The organism is Candidatus Neoehrlichia procyonis str. RAC413, assembly GCF_000964795.1.
Lineage (GTDB): Bacteria > Pseudomonadota > Alphaproteobacteria > Rickettsiales > Anaplasmataceae > Neoehrlichia > Neoehrlichia procyonis.
The window spans coordinates 797,932-815,561 of sequence record NZ_LANX01000001.1 but is presented as its reverse complement, the minus strand read 5'-3'; the positions used below and the strand labels follow the sequence as shown (position 1 = coordinate 815,561).

The 17,630-nt window shown below is 28.3% G+C and carries 15 protein-coding genes and 1 tRNA gene; 7 read left to right on the top strand and 9 right to left on the bottom strand.

What is annotated here, in order from left to right:
- Nucleotides 1-54 precede the first annotated feature (54 nt).
- The 3 genes from hemJ to NLO413_RS02970 all read right to left on the bottom strand — a co-directional run bounded on the left by hemJ (nucleotide 55) and on the right by NLO413_RS02970 (nucleotide 4,543).
- Complete coding sequence (hemJ, locus tag NLO413_RS02980; RefSeq protein WP_084229812.1) at nucleotides 55-510, bottom strand: protoporphyrinogen oxidase HemJ; 456 nt, start codon at nucleotides 508-510, stop codon at nucleotides 55-57.
- A 730-nt stretch (nucleotides 511-1,240) separates the two neighbouring features.
- Nucleotides 1,241-2,281 (bottom strand): pyruvate dehydrogenase complex E1 component subunit beta, encoded by a 1,041-nt coding sequence (locus NLO413_RS02975; RefSeq protein ID WP_269744835.1) that lies wholly within the window; start codon nucleotides 2,279-2,281, stop codon nucleotides 1,241-1,243.
- Nucleotides 2,282-2,437: 156 nt separating this feature from the next.
- Nucleotides 2,438-4,543 carry a hypothetical protein gene (locus NLO413_RS02970; RefSeq protein WP_045809025.1) on the bottom strand — a complete coding sequence of 702 codons (2,106 nt, stop codon included), beginning with the start codon at nucleotides 4,541-4,543 and terminating at the stop codon, nucleotides 2,438-2,440.
- Between the two features lie 256 nt (nucleotides 4,544-4,799).
- Between NLO413_RS02970 and tldD the strand changes: the two genes are divergently transcribed.
- Nucleotides 4,800-6,221 (top strand): metalloprotease TldD, encoded by a 1,422-nt coding sequence (gene tldD / locus NLO413_RS02965; protein WP_084229857.1) that lies wholly within the window; start codon nucleotides 4,800-4,802, stop codon nucleotides 6,219-6,221.
- 800 nt (nucleotides 6,222-7,021) lie between these two features.
- On the opposite strand, the gene ychF is transcribed toward tldD, so the two are convergent.
- From ychF to NLO413_RS02950, 3 genes are all read right to left on the bottom strand, one after another.
- Complete coding sequence (gene ychF, locus NLO413_RS02960; protein WP_045809023.1) at nucleotides 7,022-8,113, bottom strand: redox-regulated ATPase YchF; 1,092 nt, start codon at nucleotides 8,111-8,113, stop codon at nucleotides 7,022-7,024.
- 63 nt (nucleotides 8,114-8,176) lie between these two features.
- The gene (gene ispF, locus NLO413_RS02955) at nucleotides 8,177-8,689 is read right to left on the bottom strand and encodes a 2-C-methyl-D-erythritol 2,4-cyclodiphosphate synthase (RefSeq protein WP_045809022.1); all 513 of its coding nucleotides are present in this window, start codon (nucleotides 8,687-8,689) and stop codon (nucleotides 8,177-8,179) included.
- A gap of 510 nt (nucleotides 8,690-9,199) precedes the next feature.
- Nucleotides 9,200-9,949 (bottom strand): IspD/TarI family cytidylyltransferase, encoded by a 750-nt coding sequence (locus NLO413_RS02950; RefSeq protein ID WP_052690379.1) that lies wholly within the window; start codon nucleotides 9,947-9,949, stop codon nucleotides 9,200-9,202.
- A 430-nt stretch (nucleotides 9,950-10,379) separates the two neighbouring features.
- Between NLO413_RS02950 and NLO413_RS02945 the strand changes: the two genes are divergently transcribed.
- The gene (locus NLO413_RS02945; RefSeq protein WP_045809021.1) at nucleotides 10,380-11,765 is read left to right on the top strand and encodes a hypothetical protein; all 1,386 of its coding nucleotides are present in this window, start codon (nucleotides 10,380-10,382) and stop codon (nucleotides 11,763-11,765) included.
- A 316-nt stretch (nucleotides 11,766-12,081) separates the two neighbouring features.
- On the opposite strand, the gene purE is transcribed toward NLO413_RS02945, so the two are convergent.
- Complete coding sequence (gene purE / locus NLO413_RS02940; RefSeq protein WP_045809020.1) at nucleotides 12,082-12,585, bottom strand: 5-(carboxyamino)imidazole ribonucleotide mutase; 504 nt, start codon at nucleotides 12,583-12,585, stop codon at nucleotides 12,082-12,084.
- Nucleotides 12,569-13,135 carry a TlpA family protein disulfide reductase gene (locus NLO413_RS02935; RefSeq protein WP_156965562.1) on the bottom strand — a complete coding sequence of 189 codons (567 nt, stop codon included), beginning with the start codon at nucleotides 13,133-13,135 and terminating at the stop codon, nucleotides 12,569-12,571. The genes purE and NLO413_RS02935 overlap by 17 nt, the downstream gene beginning before the upstream one ends.
- Before the next feature lie 99 nt (nucleotides 13,136-13,234).
- On the opposite strand from NLO413_RS02935, the gene rodA reads away from it, so the two are divergent.
- The 5 genes from rodA to NLO413_RS02915 all read left to right on the top strand — a co-directional run bounded on the left by rodA (nucleotide 13,235) and on the right by NLO413_RS02915 (nucleotide 15,923).
- The gene (rodA, locus tag NLO413_RS02930; protein ID WP_045809019.1) at nucleotides 13,235-14,338 is read left to right on the top strand and encodes a rod shape-determining protein RodA; all 1,104 of its coding nucleotides are present in this window, start codon (nucleotides 13,235-13,237) and stop codon (nucleotides 14,336-14,338) included.
- Between the two features lie 150 nt (nucleotides 14,339-14,488).
- On the top strand, nucleotides 14,489-14,608 hold the full coding sequence (locus tag NLO413_RS04985; RefSeq protein ID WP_084229810.1) for an FtsW/RodA/SpoVE family cell cycle protein: 120 nt from the start codon (nucleotides 14,489-14,491) through the stop codon (nucleotides 14,606-14,608).
- Nucleotides 14,609-14,961: 353 nt separating this feature from the next.
- Entirely contained in the window at nucleotides 14,962-15,258 is a 297-nt protein-coding gene (locus tag NLO413_RS02925) for an integration host factor subunit alpha (RefSeq protein ID WP_045809018.1), read from the top strand.
- Entirely contained in the window at nucleotides 15,258-15,620 is a 363-nt protein-coding gene (locus NLO413_RS02920; protein ID WP_045809017.1) for a MerR family transcriptional regulator, read from the top strand. Before NLO413_RS02925 ends, NLO413_RS02920 begins: the two co-directional genes overlap by 1 nt.
- A 224-nt stretch (nucleotides 15,621-15,844) precedes the next feature.
- Nucleotides 15,845-15,923: transfer RNA gene (locus NLO413_RS02915), tRNA-Pro, on the top strand.
- Nucleotides 15,924-16,351: 428 nt separating this feature from the next.
- Here the strand turns inward: NLO413_RS02915 and NLO413_RS02910 are convergent.
- Nucleotides 16,352-16,816, bottom strand: coding sequence for a hypothetical protein (locus tag NLO413_RS02910; RefSeq protein WP_156965561.1), 465 nt, complete (start codon nucleotides 16,814-16,816; stop codon nucleotides 16,352-16,354).
- Nucleotides 16,817-17,630 lie beyond the last annotated feature (814 nt).

The window sequence follows — 17,630 nt, the reverse complement described above, 5'->3', positions numbered from 1 at the left end:
TTGTAGAATACAGAGTATTGTAAAGTCAAATAATATTTTTATAAACTTATTTTACTAGCGGAAGGGCTTAACTACTACCATTATAACAATAATAATTATTATTAATGTTATAATTTCATTTATTATTTTAAAATATAAAGCATTTTTTGTGTTTTTGTCATAATAAAAATTTTGATAATGTTTAGCAAGTATCATATGGATTATTAACATTAACATTATAAAGGTCATTTTAATTTTGAACCATGTTGTATTATATGCTTCTGTAGTAATGGTAAGTACTATGCCAAAGAATACGCTACAAATCATTGCTGGATTGATAATAATTTTTAATAATCTATGTTCCATTACTTTAAGCATGTTGCTTCGATTAGAATTGTATGGCACATTAGCATGATAAACATAAAGTCTTGGTAAATACAACATACCAGACATCCACATAATTACTGATATAACGTGAAAAGCTTCAATCCAGCGGTGATATTGTGATATATAAAGGATTATTTCATACATTGTTTTGCCTTTGCAACATAATTAATTATTATATAATGTGAATCTAAAGATAGTAATTATTTTATTAGTTACGTTATAAAATATGAGACTAAATAAAGTTATAAGTTGCACCTTATATTATACGAGTATAGAAAAAGAAATATACATGTTTAAAATTAAGTACTTATACGTATGATTGTAAAAAAGTATCGCTTATAAGCAATGAATGTAGTAATTAAGTGCTTGATATTTTTCTACTTCAGATTCATTAATTAAAATATTGTAAGATATTGTATTTACAAATTTATCAGCGAGAAGAAAAAACAATTTATGAAGATTACAAGATGATGTGTTAAAATATTTTAAAATTTTCTAAGGATATAGAAGAAAATTTCAGAATAAAATATAAAGAATTATATAATTATTCAATAAGTTCAATTAATCTGTAACAGCATTTGCTTCATAATAATATTTATAATTATGAAATCATTAGTTAATTTATTATGAGAATAATAATAGGTAGTAACATATATTAAGGTTATATCAATTTTTTGTGTTATATAGCATATTATTTTTGCATATAGTGATTTAAGTATTCTAAAAGTGATCTCTTTTTATAAAGATCACTTGGATAGTGTAACTATTGTTAGCATATGGAACAAGGTAAATGTAATAGCATATGCATTATCTTTTTATAGTCTTCTTTTTTGCATTTTAATTAGTAGATATATATTATGTTTATCTACTTCAATTATATGTAATAGTTGTTATTACGAGTACATAAGCTAAGCGCTGCTTCAACTATATCATTAACTTGTGGTAATGCAAGTTGTTCTAGGTTTTCAGCATATGGTAATGGAACGTCTTTTCCGGTAATTCTTAGCAACGGGGCATCCAGGTAATCAAAAGCATGTTCCATTATTAATGCTGCGATTTCAGCACCAATTCCCGCAAATGGCCACCCTTCCTCTATGGTAATAATTCTATTGGTCTTTTTTACAGAATCTAATATTGTATTGGTATCAAGAGGGCGTAAAGTCCTTAAATCTATTACTTCTGCACTTATACCTTTTTCACTTAGTAACTTTACTGCGTCTAATGCGTTTTTAACTTGTAAAGAGAATGTTACGATAGTAATATCATTTCCTTGGTTAATTACAGATGCTTTTCCTATTTCAGTAAAATAATTTTTTTCAAGTACTTCATCTAAAACTTGGTGTTGGTGTCCGTATGCTATTTCATTTTCTAAAAATATTACAGGATTTGGATCTCTAATTGCTGATTTTAGTAGTCCTTTACAGTCTGCAGCAAAGTAAGGCGATATAACTTTTAACCCTGGAATATGTGCATACCAAGAAGCATAACATTGAGAATGTTGAGCCCCCACACCAGCAGCAGCACCGTTTGGTCCCCGAAAAACAATAGGGCAACTTAACGCTCCACCAGACATATAGTAAGTTTTTGCTGCAGAGTTTATAATTTGATCTATTGCTTGCATAGCAAAATTAAAAGTCATAAATTCTATTATAGGTTTTAATCCAGAAAATGCTGCTCCTACACCTAGTCCTGCAAAACCATGCTCAGTAATAGGTGTATCTATAACTCTGTTTGGACCAAACTTTTGTAATAGATTTTGTGTAACCTTATATGCACCCTGATATTCACCTACTTCTTCTCCCATTATGAATACTGTGCTATCATGCTCCATTTCTTCTTCAATAGCACTACATAATGCTTCTCTTACAGTTATAGTGTTCATGTACTCCCTAGAATTTACTGAAGGATATTTTATAAGAAAAAATTTATATTGCAAGCATATTAAAAGCGATACATTTTAAATGGGAGGCTTGTCTTTTTTTATAGTAGTAAAAAAAGCTGATACCCTATGTAAAAGTCATATAATGCGTATATTTACTTAATATTTATGTATTTGTGAAATATTATTTACTTACGGGTTGTTGAATATTTGAGTTTCTGGTGCGAAGTACATTGTAAAAGGACTTACATCTGAAAGAGCATTTGGAGAAGAGCATTTTTGATGTGAATGATTTTCTATATATTGCATTATTTGTATTGTGATAATTGATAATGATATTAGTAATACTGATCCTAATGCAACAGCTATATCAACAAGTGTTCTCTGGGTGATGTGAATATAGCTAATCCTTACATAACTATAATACAAAATATCTGCTAATGCAACTGTGAAAATAAAAGCACTAGCTATAGTATTAGCTTGACTAAGCTGTGGTAACTTAGATAGTAACTTATTTTTACTGCTACTTGCTTTTTTTGCTGTATTTGATGAAGTACTTTTCATTGTAAGTTGGCTATTTTGATTTTGTGCCAGTGAAGTACTTTGTAATGTACTTGGTTGCGTGTCTATGGGATGATATGTATGAGTATTGCCACCTAATAAGGGTTGTTTATTTTTTTGATTTAGTACCGGTAAATTACTTTGCAATGTGCTTGGTTGCGTGTCTGTGGGATGATATGTACGAATATTGCTATCTAATAATGGGTAGCCCTTTTTTTGATTTAGTGCAGATAAAGTATTTTGCGATGCGCCTGTTTGTGGGTCTGTGAGATGAGATGTATAAGTATTACCATCTAATGCAGTTGCAGTATCTTTTGGAAGATTATTAGGTTTTTGGTGCTGTTTTAATAAGGTGCATTCATCAGCATGTTGTCCTAGTATATCTTCTGTATCTGTAGAATTATCATCCTTTAATGTGAGTGCAATGCTAATGAGTTCCTCATGTGATTGATTTTGTGTGGTATATTTGACTTGCTGAACAGCAGTACTTTGTGGTTTTATGTTAGAAGTTATAGCTTTGTCTGTAATTTTTATTGTGAATTTAAAATTTTGTATAATATATAACACTTGTGTATTGTGTATTTCTTGAAGTTTTTGAGAACCTTGGGTACAAGAGTTTATAATAAATGCTGCAATAGTTTTTTTGTTGGAAAATGTGAATTTATTATTTGATGATAAAATTTGAAATTGCATATCGTAATAATTTGAAAAGCTATTTAAAAGTAAATTTAGGTATGTGTCCAATTGGGAAAATAAATTTGACTCTACATTATTATATTGAGCAAGGGATATGCAAAACTCATGTTTATCATTAGAGTTAGTACTGTTGTTTAATGTAAAAGGTAATATATCACCAAAATGCTGTAAGTGTTTAGTATCTACTTCATGAAATGTTAAAGAATTTGACACATATTGTGTTTGTGTAACTATGTTTGGGATATGTGTATTTTCTTTGTCAGTCATTATACATACATTAATTGTATTTTGTGATGGAATAATATAGCTGTTAAATATAAAAGCTGTGTTGTAGGTATTTGTGTGTATATTACTGTTGGGGTTAATAGTATTGTATGCTTGTAATATTTGATATAGTTGTAAATTGCGAACTATGTAATCTGTATTAAAATGCTTTATATATTGAAGAGCATTTTGTATTAATAAAGGATGTATCTCAACAGTAAGTGTAAATATTACTTCTTTATTTTGTAATATATTGAAAAGTTGATGAAAAGCGTTAGTATGCTGTAATATGATATGTGACTTACTTATTATACTACTAGATTTTTGCGAGGTGCAGGCAATTATTTGATCTATTGGTATTGGTTCTGTTTTTAATTCTAAGTTGTATGTATGTGATAATGTTACTATGATATGAGGTAACATACCAGATGTATCTATATTATTTAAACTATTTAATGTATATATAGATTTATGCACACTTGGTAGTATAAAAATTGGAATAATGTATAAGTTGAACAAGTCATTAACTTTTTTTATTATAGTACAGCTTTCCGTATGTGGAATAGTCTGGTTTGTGTTACATGTATATACAATACTTAAGAATTCTTCTGCATGATAAGTGTTAACATTATGATGATGACTTAGTTTGAAATTATATAATTTGTTTTGTATATGTGATTTATGTTGTAATTTTAATAAAATGTTTTTTATAAGGGTGTTTTGAGTAAGTTCTTTCGTAATTGAGGATTCACCGGAATAAATAGTTGATAGATTCATAATAAGAGTTAATAGATTAATATAATACTGTAACTAATTTATACTTTTTAAGATAAATCGTAAAGTAGTTTTTTTTTTATATCATGTGTCCAAAAAAAGATTTGAACTTTCATGGTCATAAAAATACTAGCACCTGAAGCTAGTACGTATACCAATTTCACCATTCGGGGTTGGGTTTATAGGAACTTTATAATTGATTGTTAAAAAGCACCTATTATACTTGTTTAATATACAATAAAAGAGTATAAATATGGAAATGTTTGATGTAGATAATATATTATTTGATTCTTATTCGGTAAATTTAAACAGTATTTATGATATTGTAAAAGATGCTTTGTACAAGTCAGATGGAGGGGAGTTATTTTTAGAATTATGTCAGTCAGAAACTATAGGTATTGAAAATGGCACTATAAAAAATGCTGATTTTAATGTTCGTAAGGGATTTGGATTTAGATCTTTTTATGATGGTATTACTTCTTTTGTATGTTCTTCTGAAATAAGTGAAATAGAAATAAAAAAAGCAGCGAAAATAATAAATTCTATGAAGTTTAATAACACAAATAATAAAGTTATTTTAAATAAACCTGGCTTAACGTTATATTCTGATGTTAATCCTATTAGTACAATGTCTTTTAATGATAAAGTTACACTTTTGCAAAATGTTGATAGTTATTTGCATAGTAAAAGTCAATACGTAAAACAAGTTAGGGCTTCTGTTAGTGCCCAATGGCAAGTTGTACAAATTATTAAACAAGATGGTACTAAGGTTAGTGACGTAAGACCACTTGTTAGGTTTAATGTCTATGTTCTTTTGGAAAAGGGTAATAGAAAAGAATGTGGCAGTGCCGGACATGGTGGAAGGTCAAGCTATGCTGATTTTATTACAGAGAAAAAATGGCAAGAAATTGCTGATGAAGCACTACGTCAATCTTTAGTAAATTTAGAGGCTATTTCTGCACCTGCTGGTGAAATGGTTGTAGTATTGGGCCCAGGATTTCCAGGTGTTTTATTACATGAAGCGGTAGGTCATGGTCTAGAAGGTGATTTTAATCGTAAAAAAGTTTCTGCTTTTTCAGAGTCTATAGGTAAGCAAGTTGCAGCTAAAGGTATTACAGTAGTTGATAATGGCACAATGGAAAAGTGTAGAGGTTCTATTAGTATAGATGATGAAGGTAATCCATCGAGCTATAATGTATTGATAGAAGATGGTATTTTATTGTCGTATATGCAGGATGATATGAATGCTAAGCTTATGGGTACTGTTTCTACAGGTAATGGTAGACGACAAGGTTATCAAAATGTAGTAATGCCTCGTATGACAAACACGTATATGCTTTCGGGTAATTATAATGCAGATGAGATTATTACAAGTGTTAAAAAGGGACTTTATGCTGTAAATTTTGGTGGAGGACAAGTTGATATAACATCAGGTCAGTTTGTTTTTTCAGCGTCGGAAAGTTATTTAATAGAGAATGGTAAAATAACTTATCCTGTAAAGGGAGCTACATTGATAGGAAGTGGTCCTGATATTTTGACAAAAGTGTCAATGGTTGGAAATGATTTAAAACTTGATCCTGGAGTGGGTACTTGCTCTAAAAATGGGCAAGATATTCCTGTAGGTGTTGGTCAACCTACAATAAAAATAGATTTAATTACAGTAGGTGGTACAGAGGTATAAGAGGATAATGCTGACCTTAAGTGTGATTGAATGTTCATGTGACTGTGAAAATCTTTTGCATGTATAATTCTGCTTTGCAAATAGTATGTTTTATAATGATAAATTAAAATTTAGGTAGGTTTAAGAAGAAAATAAGTTAAATGTTTACATATTATTTTGCTTGCTAGAAAAATCATTGATTAAATGTAGTTAGTTATTTTATGTAGAGTATGGATTGAACAATACTATGTACAATATGTTATGTATAAATTGTTGTAACTTGAGTATTGAATGTTATATTGTATTTTTGTATGTAGTAAAGGTACACTTAATATTGTGGAAAGTAGTAAGCAATTATAAGTGGGCATTTTTGTGGTATTTTTTTAATGTATCCATTTTATTTTTTAAGGGGTTCTGTGCTAGAAATGTTTAGTTACTTAATGAATAAGAAACATTTTTCTATTGTAAAAAAATGCTGAGCTCTATTATGAGTGGTTTTACGTAATAAAAGATTTTTAATCAGGTTTGTTTTTAAGTATGTGGAATAGCTGTTGTTAATTTAATGAATGTTATTTACTGATTAACTTATTGGAAATTTGGATCTTAAATTTAGTAACTATTTGTTGCTTCAAAATAGTAAAGACATAGATAATTGTATTGTGCAATAACATTGTAACTATACACTAACTATTGAAATGTATGTAATTTAAGAAGTACATAATTATGGGAATGGTACTTTGTTGTGCTATTTTACAGTTTTTTCTTTACTAAAAACAAAATAAGACTATACGTAAATTTGCACTTATTGTTATGCGTGAAACTTATTTATTAACTCTGAAATGTATTATATCTCCGTCTTGCACTATGTATTCCCTTCCTTCTAACCTTACTTTTCCGGCTTCTCTGCATCCTATCACTCCATTATATTTTACGTAATCATGAAAGCTTATAGTTTCTGCTTTTATAAACCCTTTCTCAAAATCAGTATGAATAACACCTGCCGCTTTGTCCGCAGTTGTACATTGTTTAATTGACCATGCTCTTGCTTCTTTGGGTCCAATAGTAAAAAAAGTAATCATGTTGAGTAATTTATAGATAGTTTTTATTACAGTGTTGAGCGCAGATTCTTGAAGACCAAATTCAGAAAGAAAAATCTGCTTTTCTTCTTCAGTATCAAGTGTTGATATTTCAGTTTCAAGTTTTGCTGATATACAACAAACTTGATTATTGTTTGCTTCGGCCATTACTTTGACTTTTTTTGAGAAGTCATTGCCATGTGCTACATTAATATCTTCAACATTACAAACATACATTAGAGGTTTTGTAGTAATTAATTGTAATTGTTGTAATTCATTATAGTCAATGTTTGTAGCACTCTTTGCAAGTTTTCCATTTTCCAAAACCTTTAGTACTTCTAGTATAATATTCAGTTTTTTTTGTGATTCTTTATTTGATTTAACAGCTTTTTCTATAGCTGGTAAACGTCTTTTTAGGCTTTCGATATCAGCCAAAATTAATTCTATTTCAATAATTTCTGCATCATGTATGGGATCTACAATTTTATGAACATGAGTAATATTGTTATCTTGAAAACATCTTAACACATGGATGATAGCATCAACTTCTCTTATATGTCCTAAAAATTTATTTCCTAGTCCTTCGCCTTTGTTAGCACCACTAACTAACCCTGCAATATCTACAAACTCAACTTGATGAAATATAATTTTTTGGGATTGAGCAATAGAGGCTAATACCTTTAGCCTATCATCATGTATTATTGCTTTTCCTATATTTGGTTCTATTGTGCAAAAAGGATAGTTAGCTACTTCAGCTAACATAGTTTGTGTAAGTGCATTAAATAATGTTGATTTACCAACGTTGGGTAATCCAACTATACCGCAGTTTAATCCCATGTATGTATATTATATTAAAAACGATTATTTATATCATTAATTGATATATAATGATACTATAATCTATGTAATTAGTGTACAGCCAACTATAGCTTGTGCAGCGATACCTTTTTCTTTTCCTATAAAACCTAATTTTTCAGTTGTAACTGCTTTTATGTTAATTGCATTGAGGTCTATTTTTAGTAGATTTGCTAGGTATTTTTTCATTTGCAATGCATAAGGCATGATTTTTGGTTGTTGGCAGATAATAATAATATCAATATTTGAGATAATATATCCTTTGTCTTTAGCTTTTTTTTGTGCCTCTAGTAAAAATATGCTGGAATTTATTTTATATAGTTTTGGGTTTGTATTTGGAAAATGCTGTCCTATACTGCCACATCCTATACATCCTAAAATGGCATCTGTTAATACATGTATTCCTAAATCACCGTCCGAATGTGCATTAATTTTTTTATTATGATGTATTTTTACTCCACATATAGTAATAAATTGCTCATTTGCATCATCTGTATTAATTAATTGATGAACGTCATACCCGATTCCTACTCTAAAAAGAGGTTTATTATTAAGCATAAGTTTGTATAAAAGTGAATGGTAATTGTATTATTGTAATTGTTATTACTGTACAATAATTATGTATATAGATGAAGTTTTTTATGTATTTGTATAATTTGGTAAATTTATAATTTATTTTATATTATTCTTTTACTTAAAGTTAAAGAGATAAATTATTATTGCTAGTAACAAGAAAATTATTTTAGGTAATTTACCTTAAAAATATATATTTGTATAATTAATGCCTTTCTTTTAGCAAGGCTAATAGTTTTAGTATTAAAATTATTATGCATTATTGTACAATAATATATATGTTAAGAAACGGTAGCTTTATATATACGTTGATCTAAGTATTGTAAGGTGCAATATTTTTTATTAAAATTTAAAATAAACAATAGTTAAGTTGGATGTATTAATTAAGTTGTAGGTTTAGTTGTTAATGTTTTTATTGTATGTATAACTAGCATGATATTTCATTAGCTGATTTATGAGGCCTACCTAAATAGGCATGGGTTATTAGTGATTTTGCTACAAGAGAATATTATTTTGAATGTACATTCTTGCTTTGTATAAGTCCTCAGAAGTAGTAATCTTTATGTTGTGATAATAACCATCAACTGTTGTTACGGTAACATTAGTAGTATTATATTCTAGTAGTATAGATGTATCATCAGTAAAGTCTTGATACGGGTCTATTCTATATGCTAATTCATGACAAGTTAATATATTTTGATATTTGTAGGCTTGGGGGGTTTGTATAATTTTAGTAGAATCTCTATCAATATTACTATTACTTGTTATGATGTTGTTATGTACTGTTTTAATAGTTTCATTTATTGATAATGTTGGTACAGCTCCTATATATTGGTCTAGCATTTTTATAAGGTTACCCAATAAATCATGGGTTATAAATGGGCGGCATGCATCATGTATAAGTACAAAATCAGGTTTAATATGTGCTATACTTTGCAATCCTAACCTGGCGGAATCTTGTCTTCTATTCCCGCCGTATACAGGTAATAAAAGTTTTTTGCTGACAATATCAGAAACAACACTATTATATAGGTTTTCATGCTCTTTTTTAATGACAACTTGTATATAATCAATATTGGGATGGTTAAGCACATTATTTATTGTATGATAGAGCACTGAATAATTATCAAGTAAGTTATATTGTTTGGGTAAAGCAGCATGACACCTATTACCTGTGCCTGCAGCAACAATGATTATAGCAACTGCTGCCATTTGTTTTACTCTATGAGGGGAATTATAAGGCATATATCTTAATGCTATCAAATAATAAGTTTATTATCAATAACATATTAATATATTTATGTAGAGTTTTTACATAGATGTATCCATATGGTTATAGATATCAGTATTTAAGTAGTGTTGTTTTACACATGATAAATGTTAGTTTATTTTCAATTATGAGTTGTTATGTTATATTGCTAATTTTACTTAGTTTATTAATATAAAAAATAGGTTATTGATAATTGTTTTGTTGTATTCTGTACTTAAGATGTTTTAATATAATTTCTTGATTTATGGTTAATTATTTACTACACTTCAAGATTGAGCTTTAGATGTAAAAATACTAAACTACGGTATTTATTTTGGTATATATCAAATATATATCAAAAACTGTAGATAAATCCATACATTAATTTAATATTTTATGGAGTAATGAAGGGGAAGGAGTTGTTATATGTTGACTGCTAATGAAGTAGAGGATTGTAATGGAGGATTGTTGCAAGAACGGAAAATGCGTGATTTATATTCAGTTCGTTTTTTCTTTATAACAAAGTCATTGCTATTTTTTCTTTCTATAATACTGAGTGCTGCTATTTCTATAATAGTAAGCAATGAGTTTTTATTAAGATCAGTTTTTTTGCAAGGAATAGGGACTGGTTTAAAAGGGATAGGGACTGGTTTAAAGAGTATTCTTTATGCTAATAATATTCCTGTAATGGTGAAAATATCTTTGTGTATTGTTATGCCAGTGATTTTATTATCTTTGTGTTTGATTTATTTTATGGTCAAGTGTAGAGGTATAAATGAAGAGATTATTAAGAGTTACGGTGGTACTTTATTGAGTAATCAATTGATTGTTGATGATGCTTTGTCAAAACTACGTGTAAAGGTTATAAGACAAGAACAAGATTTTCAAAATCTAAGAGAAGAGCTTCTTAATGCATTAGCTGTAAAGCAAAAAGTGATAGAAAATTTTTTTTCATTTACATCTAGTCAAGTAGATGAACAGAGGTGTGCTATTGAAAAAAATAACGAGCACTTTCTTGTGATTAGTGAGATGCTAAAAGATAGTTGTAGAAGCATTGAGAAATATTTAACAGCTAGTAATGCTGTAATTAATGATGATGTAAGTAGTATGCAAAATTTACTAGATAAGTTGAATGTTATGGCCAGTTCTCAAGTACAAAATTGTATTAAAGAACTTGTATCATTTAATGCACAACGTGTACAGAGTTTAGTGATATTTAACGAAATGGGTACACAATTAAGGTATCCTATGCATAAAGCTTGTTTTTTATTAAAACATTTAGTGAAAGATTTTTCTAGTGTATTGGACGTATATAATAAGCAAGAAATAAAAGCGAAAACTTTTTTTGAATTAACATTTAGTAAAAATGATCTGCTGTCTCAGGCAGTACATGGTTCTACAGCTTTATTGTGTCGTATTTCGTATTATATTAAGAAATTAGAGCAAGAAGGATGCAATGTTTGTGCTAAGGTTGAAATATTAGAATCTTGTATAAAGGCAATGTGCGAGTTTAAATATAAAGGTGAAATTGGAAGAAAATTATGGCCACTTATAGATGCCGATTATGTTATAAGTCCGGAACATAAATTTAAGTTTCAGTATTATCTCAGTTATGGTATCGATGAAATATGTTGCTATACACAATTAATGTTAGCTATTATTAAGTTAGGAAAATTATGTGATAAAATTAGAGAAGATTCTCAAGAGATACACGATCTGCAGAAAAATGTATGTGAAATTTTACATATAAAGGATATTGAATCAATTGCTAATAGTAAACAAAGCAACATAAAAAGAAGATTAAGTTGTTAGTTTTATGTACTTCTATAAATATATATATCCTGTAGGTGATATTGCTAAAGATGGGGGGAGGAAAGTTATATTAGGCATTTAGTGAAGTTACTTGTGTAATATTTAGGATGTTGTGTGCTGATTCAAGATTGAATAAACATGTAATATATTTTAAATATACTTATGTTTGTTAACATATAGATATTATTATAATTTGTATAAGATAGAGACAATTTTTAAAGAAGTATATGCACATGTAATTTATTTGTAATAAAACTTTACTGCTAAAATTGTGTAACAAAATGTATTACGAAAGTATTAATGAAATATATGTCTGTTAGTAATTTGTAGATGGAGATTCAGTGATAGAAGATGACAGATTATTTTTCCATTGCATGAGCTTATTAGCAATTGTATTATTGCTTATCCCTAAAATAGATGCTGCCATTAACGCGGCATTTGTTGCTCCAGAAGGTCCTATGGCCATTGTTGCTACAGGAATACCTTTAGGCATTTGAACAATAGATAACAAGCTATCTATTCCATTTAAAAACTCACTTTTTATAGGGACACCTATTACTGGGATTGTAGTGAGTGATGCTACCATTCCTGGTAGGTGAGCAGCACCTCCTGCTCCAGCTATAATAACTTTTAGTCCTATATTTTGTGCTGATTTTGCAAAATTATAAAGTCTGTCTGGTGTTCTATGTGCAGATACTATAAGAGTTATAAATGTAATATTTAGCTCTTCTAGCATTGATACCGCATTACTCATTGTTGGGAAATCTGACTGACTTCCCATTATTATTGCAATGTCCTTACCTTTAGCGCAATTGATCATATTGTTGTTTATTTGTAATTTTTTCTATATATGTATTCATTTTATTTATATTAGTGATATTTGTTATAGGGGCATTGTTGTTACTAAGAATTGCAATGTAAGGTATTTTCCCGTTAAAGTATATTCCTTTACTCATTAATGCATGCAGTAACTTATTTACGTAGCTGGGCGTCACGTTATAAGGAATGAAGTTTATTTTTTTTTGTTCTTGTAGAAAAGATATAAGTTTATTTTTATTTTCATCTAGCGATATCATTATAGGGGTAATTTTTTTATTATTTTTGAGAGTTTTGTTAATCTCTGGAATTTTTTGTATACAGCTTTTACACCAGGATGTGTATAACGTTAAAAGAGTAATGTCTGAATTCATATGTGACATTAACTTAAAAAGAGATTCATCAGAGTTAATTTCCTGTACTGTTATAGGAGGACTTTTAGTGATTGCTACGTGGAATGAAAAATTATTTATTGCCAATAATACAATAATTGATGTAATACAAAAGAAGATAACGAAGTACTTGTTGCTGATTATATTGATAATTTGTTTCATTTTTAGCTATTATGTTAACATGTTACTTATTATGAAGCCTAAAAGAAAGACTGACAAGATTTTTTACTATAATATCACTACTTAATTAATGTTTTTGTAATGAAAATTTATAAAGTTGTTGTACAACATTTACCAAAAATTAACTATCTTTTAATAGTTAATGTGGTGTTATTATTTTTAATAGGTATTAGCATACAATATTCTGCTTCTGGCGGGAAATGGGCACCTTTTGCAAGCCATCAATTAAGTATTTTTATATTATCATTGCCGTTGGTGGTAGTAGTATCGATGATAAGATTGGAGTGGTATATTAAGTACGCATATTGCATATATGTATTAGCTTTGTTGTTATTGTTGATGATTCATATGTGTGGGATTTCAGTAATGGGAGCAACGAGGTGGATTAGATTTGGTGGTTTGAATATCCAGCCATCTGAGTTTGCAAAAATTGCCTTAATACTTGTACTTGCTCGATATTTTCATGATAAAAATTTTTACCAACTAATGGAATTAAAAAACATTATGGTATGTATGGCGATTATTTTACCACTTATGTTATTAGTTTTAAAACAACCTAATCTTGGTACTGCTAGTATAATGTTTGCAATGTCATTATTAGTTATGTCTGTTGTCGTTAATAGTCAGTATTTAGTGTATTTTTTTGTTATGTGCATAGTTGTCTCACCTATTATGTGGAATTCTCTTCATTTTTATCAGAAAAGTAGAATCATATCTTTTTTCAGTCCTGAAAAAGATCCTTTAGGTGCTGGGTATAATACATTACAGTCACAAATAGCAATAGGCTCTGGAGGGATATATGGGAAAGGGCTTGTTAATGGTAGTCAAGCACAATTAAATTTTTTACCGGAGAAACAAACAGATTTTGTATTTACAGTATTTAGTGAAGAGTGGGGATTTGTTGGTGTTATTATATTATTTATGTTATACAGTCTTCTTGTTAATACGGGATTGTATATAGCTTTATGTGCTAAAAATGTTTTTCATAAATTGGTATCTGTAGGTATATCTATGTTTTTTTTTCTACACTTTGTAATTAACATAGGAATGGTTACGGGGATGTTACCAATTGTTGGTGTACCATTACCTTTTTTATCGTATGGAGGGAGTGTTACATTAACAAGTATGATATTAGTGGGCATGTTGTTGTCTATACATGCGAGTAATAAGTCGAGTTATACATAGACTTTATACTTTTTTTCAAATAATAATGTAAAATAAATGACTTTTGTTATACGAGATTGTATATAGCTTTATGTGCTAAAAATGTTTTTCATAAATTGGTATCTGTAGGTATATCTATGTTTTTTTCTACACTTTGTAATTAACATAGGAATGGTTACGGGGATGTTACCAATTGTTGGTGTACCATTACCTTTTTTATCGTATGGAGGGGAGTGTTACATTAACAAGTATGATATTAGTGGGTATATTGTTGTCTATACATGCGAGTAATAAGTCGAGCTATACATAGACTTTATACTTTTTTCAAATAATAATGTAAAATAAATGACTTTTGTTATACGAGATTGTATATAGCTTTATGTGCTAAAAATGTTTTCATAAGTTAGTATCTTTAGATATATCTGTGTTTTTTTCTACACTTTATAGTTAGCATAGTAATTATGGGGGATGTTACCAATTGTTGGTATGTATAATTACCTTTTATCGTATGGAGGAGCATGCATTAATAATGGTAGGTATGTTGTTGTCTATAACATGTGAGTAATAAGTTGAACTATATATAGACTTGATACTTTTTGCAAATAATGTAAAATGTATGACTTAGATTAGTGATTTATAAATATATGACTCAGACTCTTACGAAAGCAAAAATTGCAGAAGTCATTAATAAGGAAATAGGGTTATCTCGAGAGGATTCTTTATCAATTGTTGGGGAAATTTTGGATGAAATGGTATCATCGTTAACAAAAGAACACGTACTTAAAATTTCTTCTTTTGGTACTTTTAAAGTATATAAAAAAAAAGAACGTATTGGTCGCAATCCAAAAACTTTAGAAAATTTTATAATTAAAGAACATAATACAATCTCATTTTATCCTTCTATACTTGTGAAACAATTCATTAATTCTGATGAATCATAATGAAAGAAAGCTTATCTGATGATATAACTTTATGTAAAGAGTATAAAAAGAAGCTTTATACAATAGGGGAAGTTGCAAGAATGATAGGTGTTGAACAATCTGTATTAAGGTTTTGGGAAGAAAAATTTTGTCAAATTAATCCTATTAAACGTAGAGGGCGAAGATTATATGATCAAAATAATATAGAGTTGATAAAAAAAGTTAAATATTTATTATATGATAGCGGATATACTGTTAAAGGTGTTCAACGAAAACTAAAAACACTTAATGATGGTGAAAATATGATATATGAAAAACAAGTTTTACTGACTTTATTGAGAGATATGATAAAATTAAGAGATTCTTTGTTAAAGAAAATTTGATGAGACGCTATAATGCTTAACTTAGCATTATTATTTAAATAGCTAAAGTTTATTGTTGTAGCATAGCTGGTTTAATAATTTTAAATGGCTGTGAAATTTAGGGGGAAATAATAATTCTGTATTTGTTAGTTGTATAATGAATTACTTAGGTAGCAATTATGTTAAAAATAAACTTTGTTACCCTTGCTAGAAATATAGTAAAATTAAAATTTTTTTTAAAAGAGCGGAATGTAGCGCAGCTTGGGTTAGCGCGTCAGTCTGGGGGACTGGAGGTCGTGGGTTCGAATCCCATCATTCCGACCAAAATGTATTATTTGTATTATAGTTTTTAAGCTTGATGGCATATTAGTTATGGGAATTATTTTATATATATTTTTATTTGAGTGTTTTTTTAGTTATTGTATAGTATATTATCTTCTAGATGAACGACCTTGTAAAAATGTAAGCATGCACTACTTTGATTAGTATTTATATAAGATGTGTTGTAGGTAGATTACATAGTTAAAATCAATGTAGGCTTTAAATAATATAGTGTGAAAATATATAAGCTTAATGGTATTATTACAAATATTTATATAATTATTTTGTAAAGTGTTAATAATAAAATGGTGCCAATTGTAAATTGGCTATAAAATAACTTTTATAGTATTTTCAGCTACGGATCTGTTTTCCGTATCTGTATTTTGATATATCATAATGTGTATTAACGATTGTAGCTATTTTGTATTGTATTAGTTTGTAGTGTTAAACATCTCTGGAAAAATTTCTCTTAATTTTTGAGATTTCATTGATATATATGATCCATTATCAGATATGCCTAGAGGATTAGTATGTTCATGATCATATTGTAAGTTGTTTGTATTGGATAATATAATGTCTACATCAAAAGACTTATTGCTTGTATCTATAGTACCTGTAATATTTGCATCATTAAAAGTTAATGTGTGATTGTAAAAATTAATGTCTACTTGTGTAGGAGCATCTGCATTATTAAATATGGCAATGGTATGAGGGTCATGCATTCTGTAATTACAATACTTAACTATAGTACTGAAATCAGGATTTTGAACTGTAAAATCACTATTGTTAATATGTATGTTACTTACATCAATGTTTTTTAGATGTACATGGGCATGTATTTGTGCTATTGATTCGCCTAAATTCTGACAGTTACATTCAGGTGATAGCATAGTCATTTGTAAATATCCATATAATAACATCTTTTTTAAAGAGTAAGGATAAGTAAAAGGTTTTAAATTTATGTGAAAATGTAATTCTTTTTTTAAGGAATGGGAGTCATGATATATTGAGTTTTAATAACGAAAGAAGAATTATGAAATGTATATGCTAATTGTTTTTAATAAGAATGTTAAGTAGCTTTTATGTTTTAATGCTAAGATTTATAGAATTGATAATATTTTCTTAATTGTGCTTAAGTGTAAATATTATGCTGAATAGTATAAAGCATATGATTTTCTTAAGACAATATGATGAAGTTAATTTTATGGAGTGTCAGATTTATATAATGTGTTTAAATAAAATTTGTAAAGGTTTGTGAAGATTTTTATAGTAAGTTATGCTGTTGATAATTTAAGTTTTTTATCACAAATTATGTTTTTAGTAAGCCTGATATATCAAATATTTTTTTCATTTATGGGCGATGGTTACAGAGGATTTATTAATATGAGCTGTTTGTACGTTATATTATGAAATTATCAAAATGTATGTATTGAGTTAATCGTTTGGAAATTTGCTTAAAAAGCGATAGTTTTTTGTTTATGGTTGTATCTATATTCTTGAATTTAAGTGTTTGTTTAGTAGCATTGTTTTTTAAAATAGTTTTTATGAGAAGATTTGAATCTTTGGATTGGTCGTGTATCGTATTTTTATTCAATTTTTTTGAATGTATTAAATTATTATAGCAACTATATAATGAGCTACGGTTTTTTTTAAACCGTAGCTGTAAGAAATTTTTACATTAATCTGAAGAGTTTATTGTGTTAATATTCT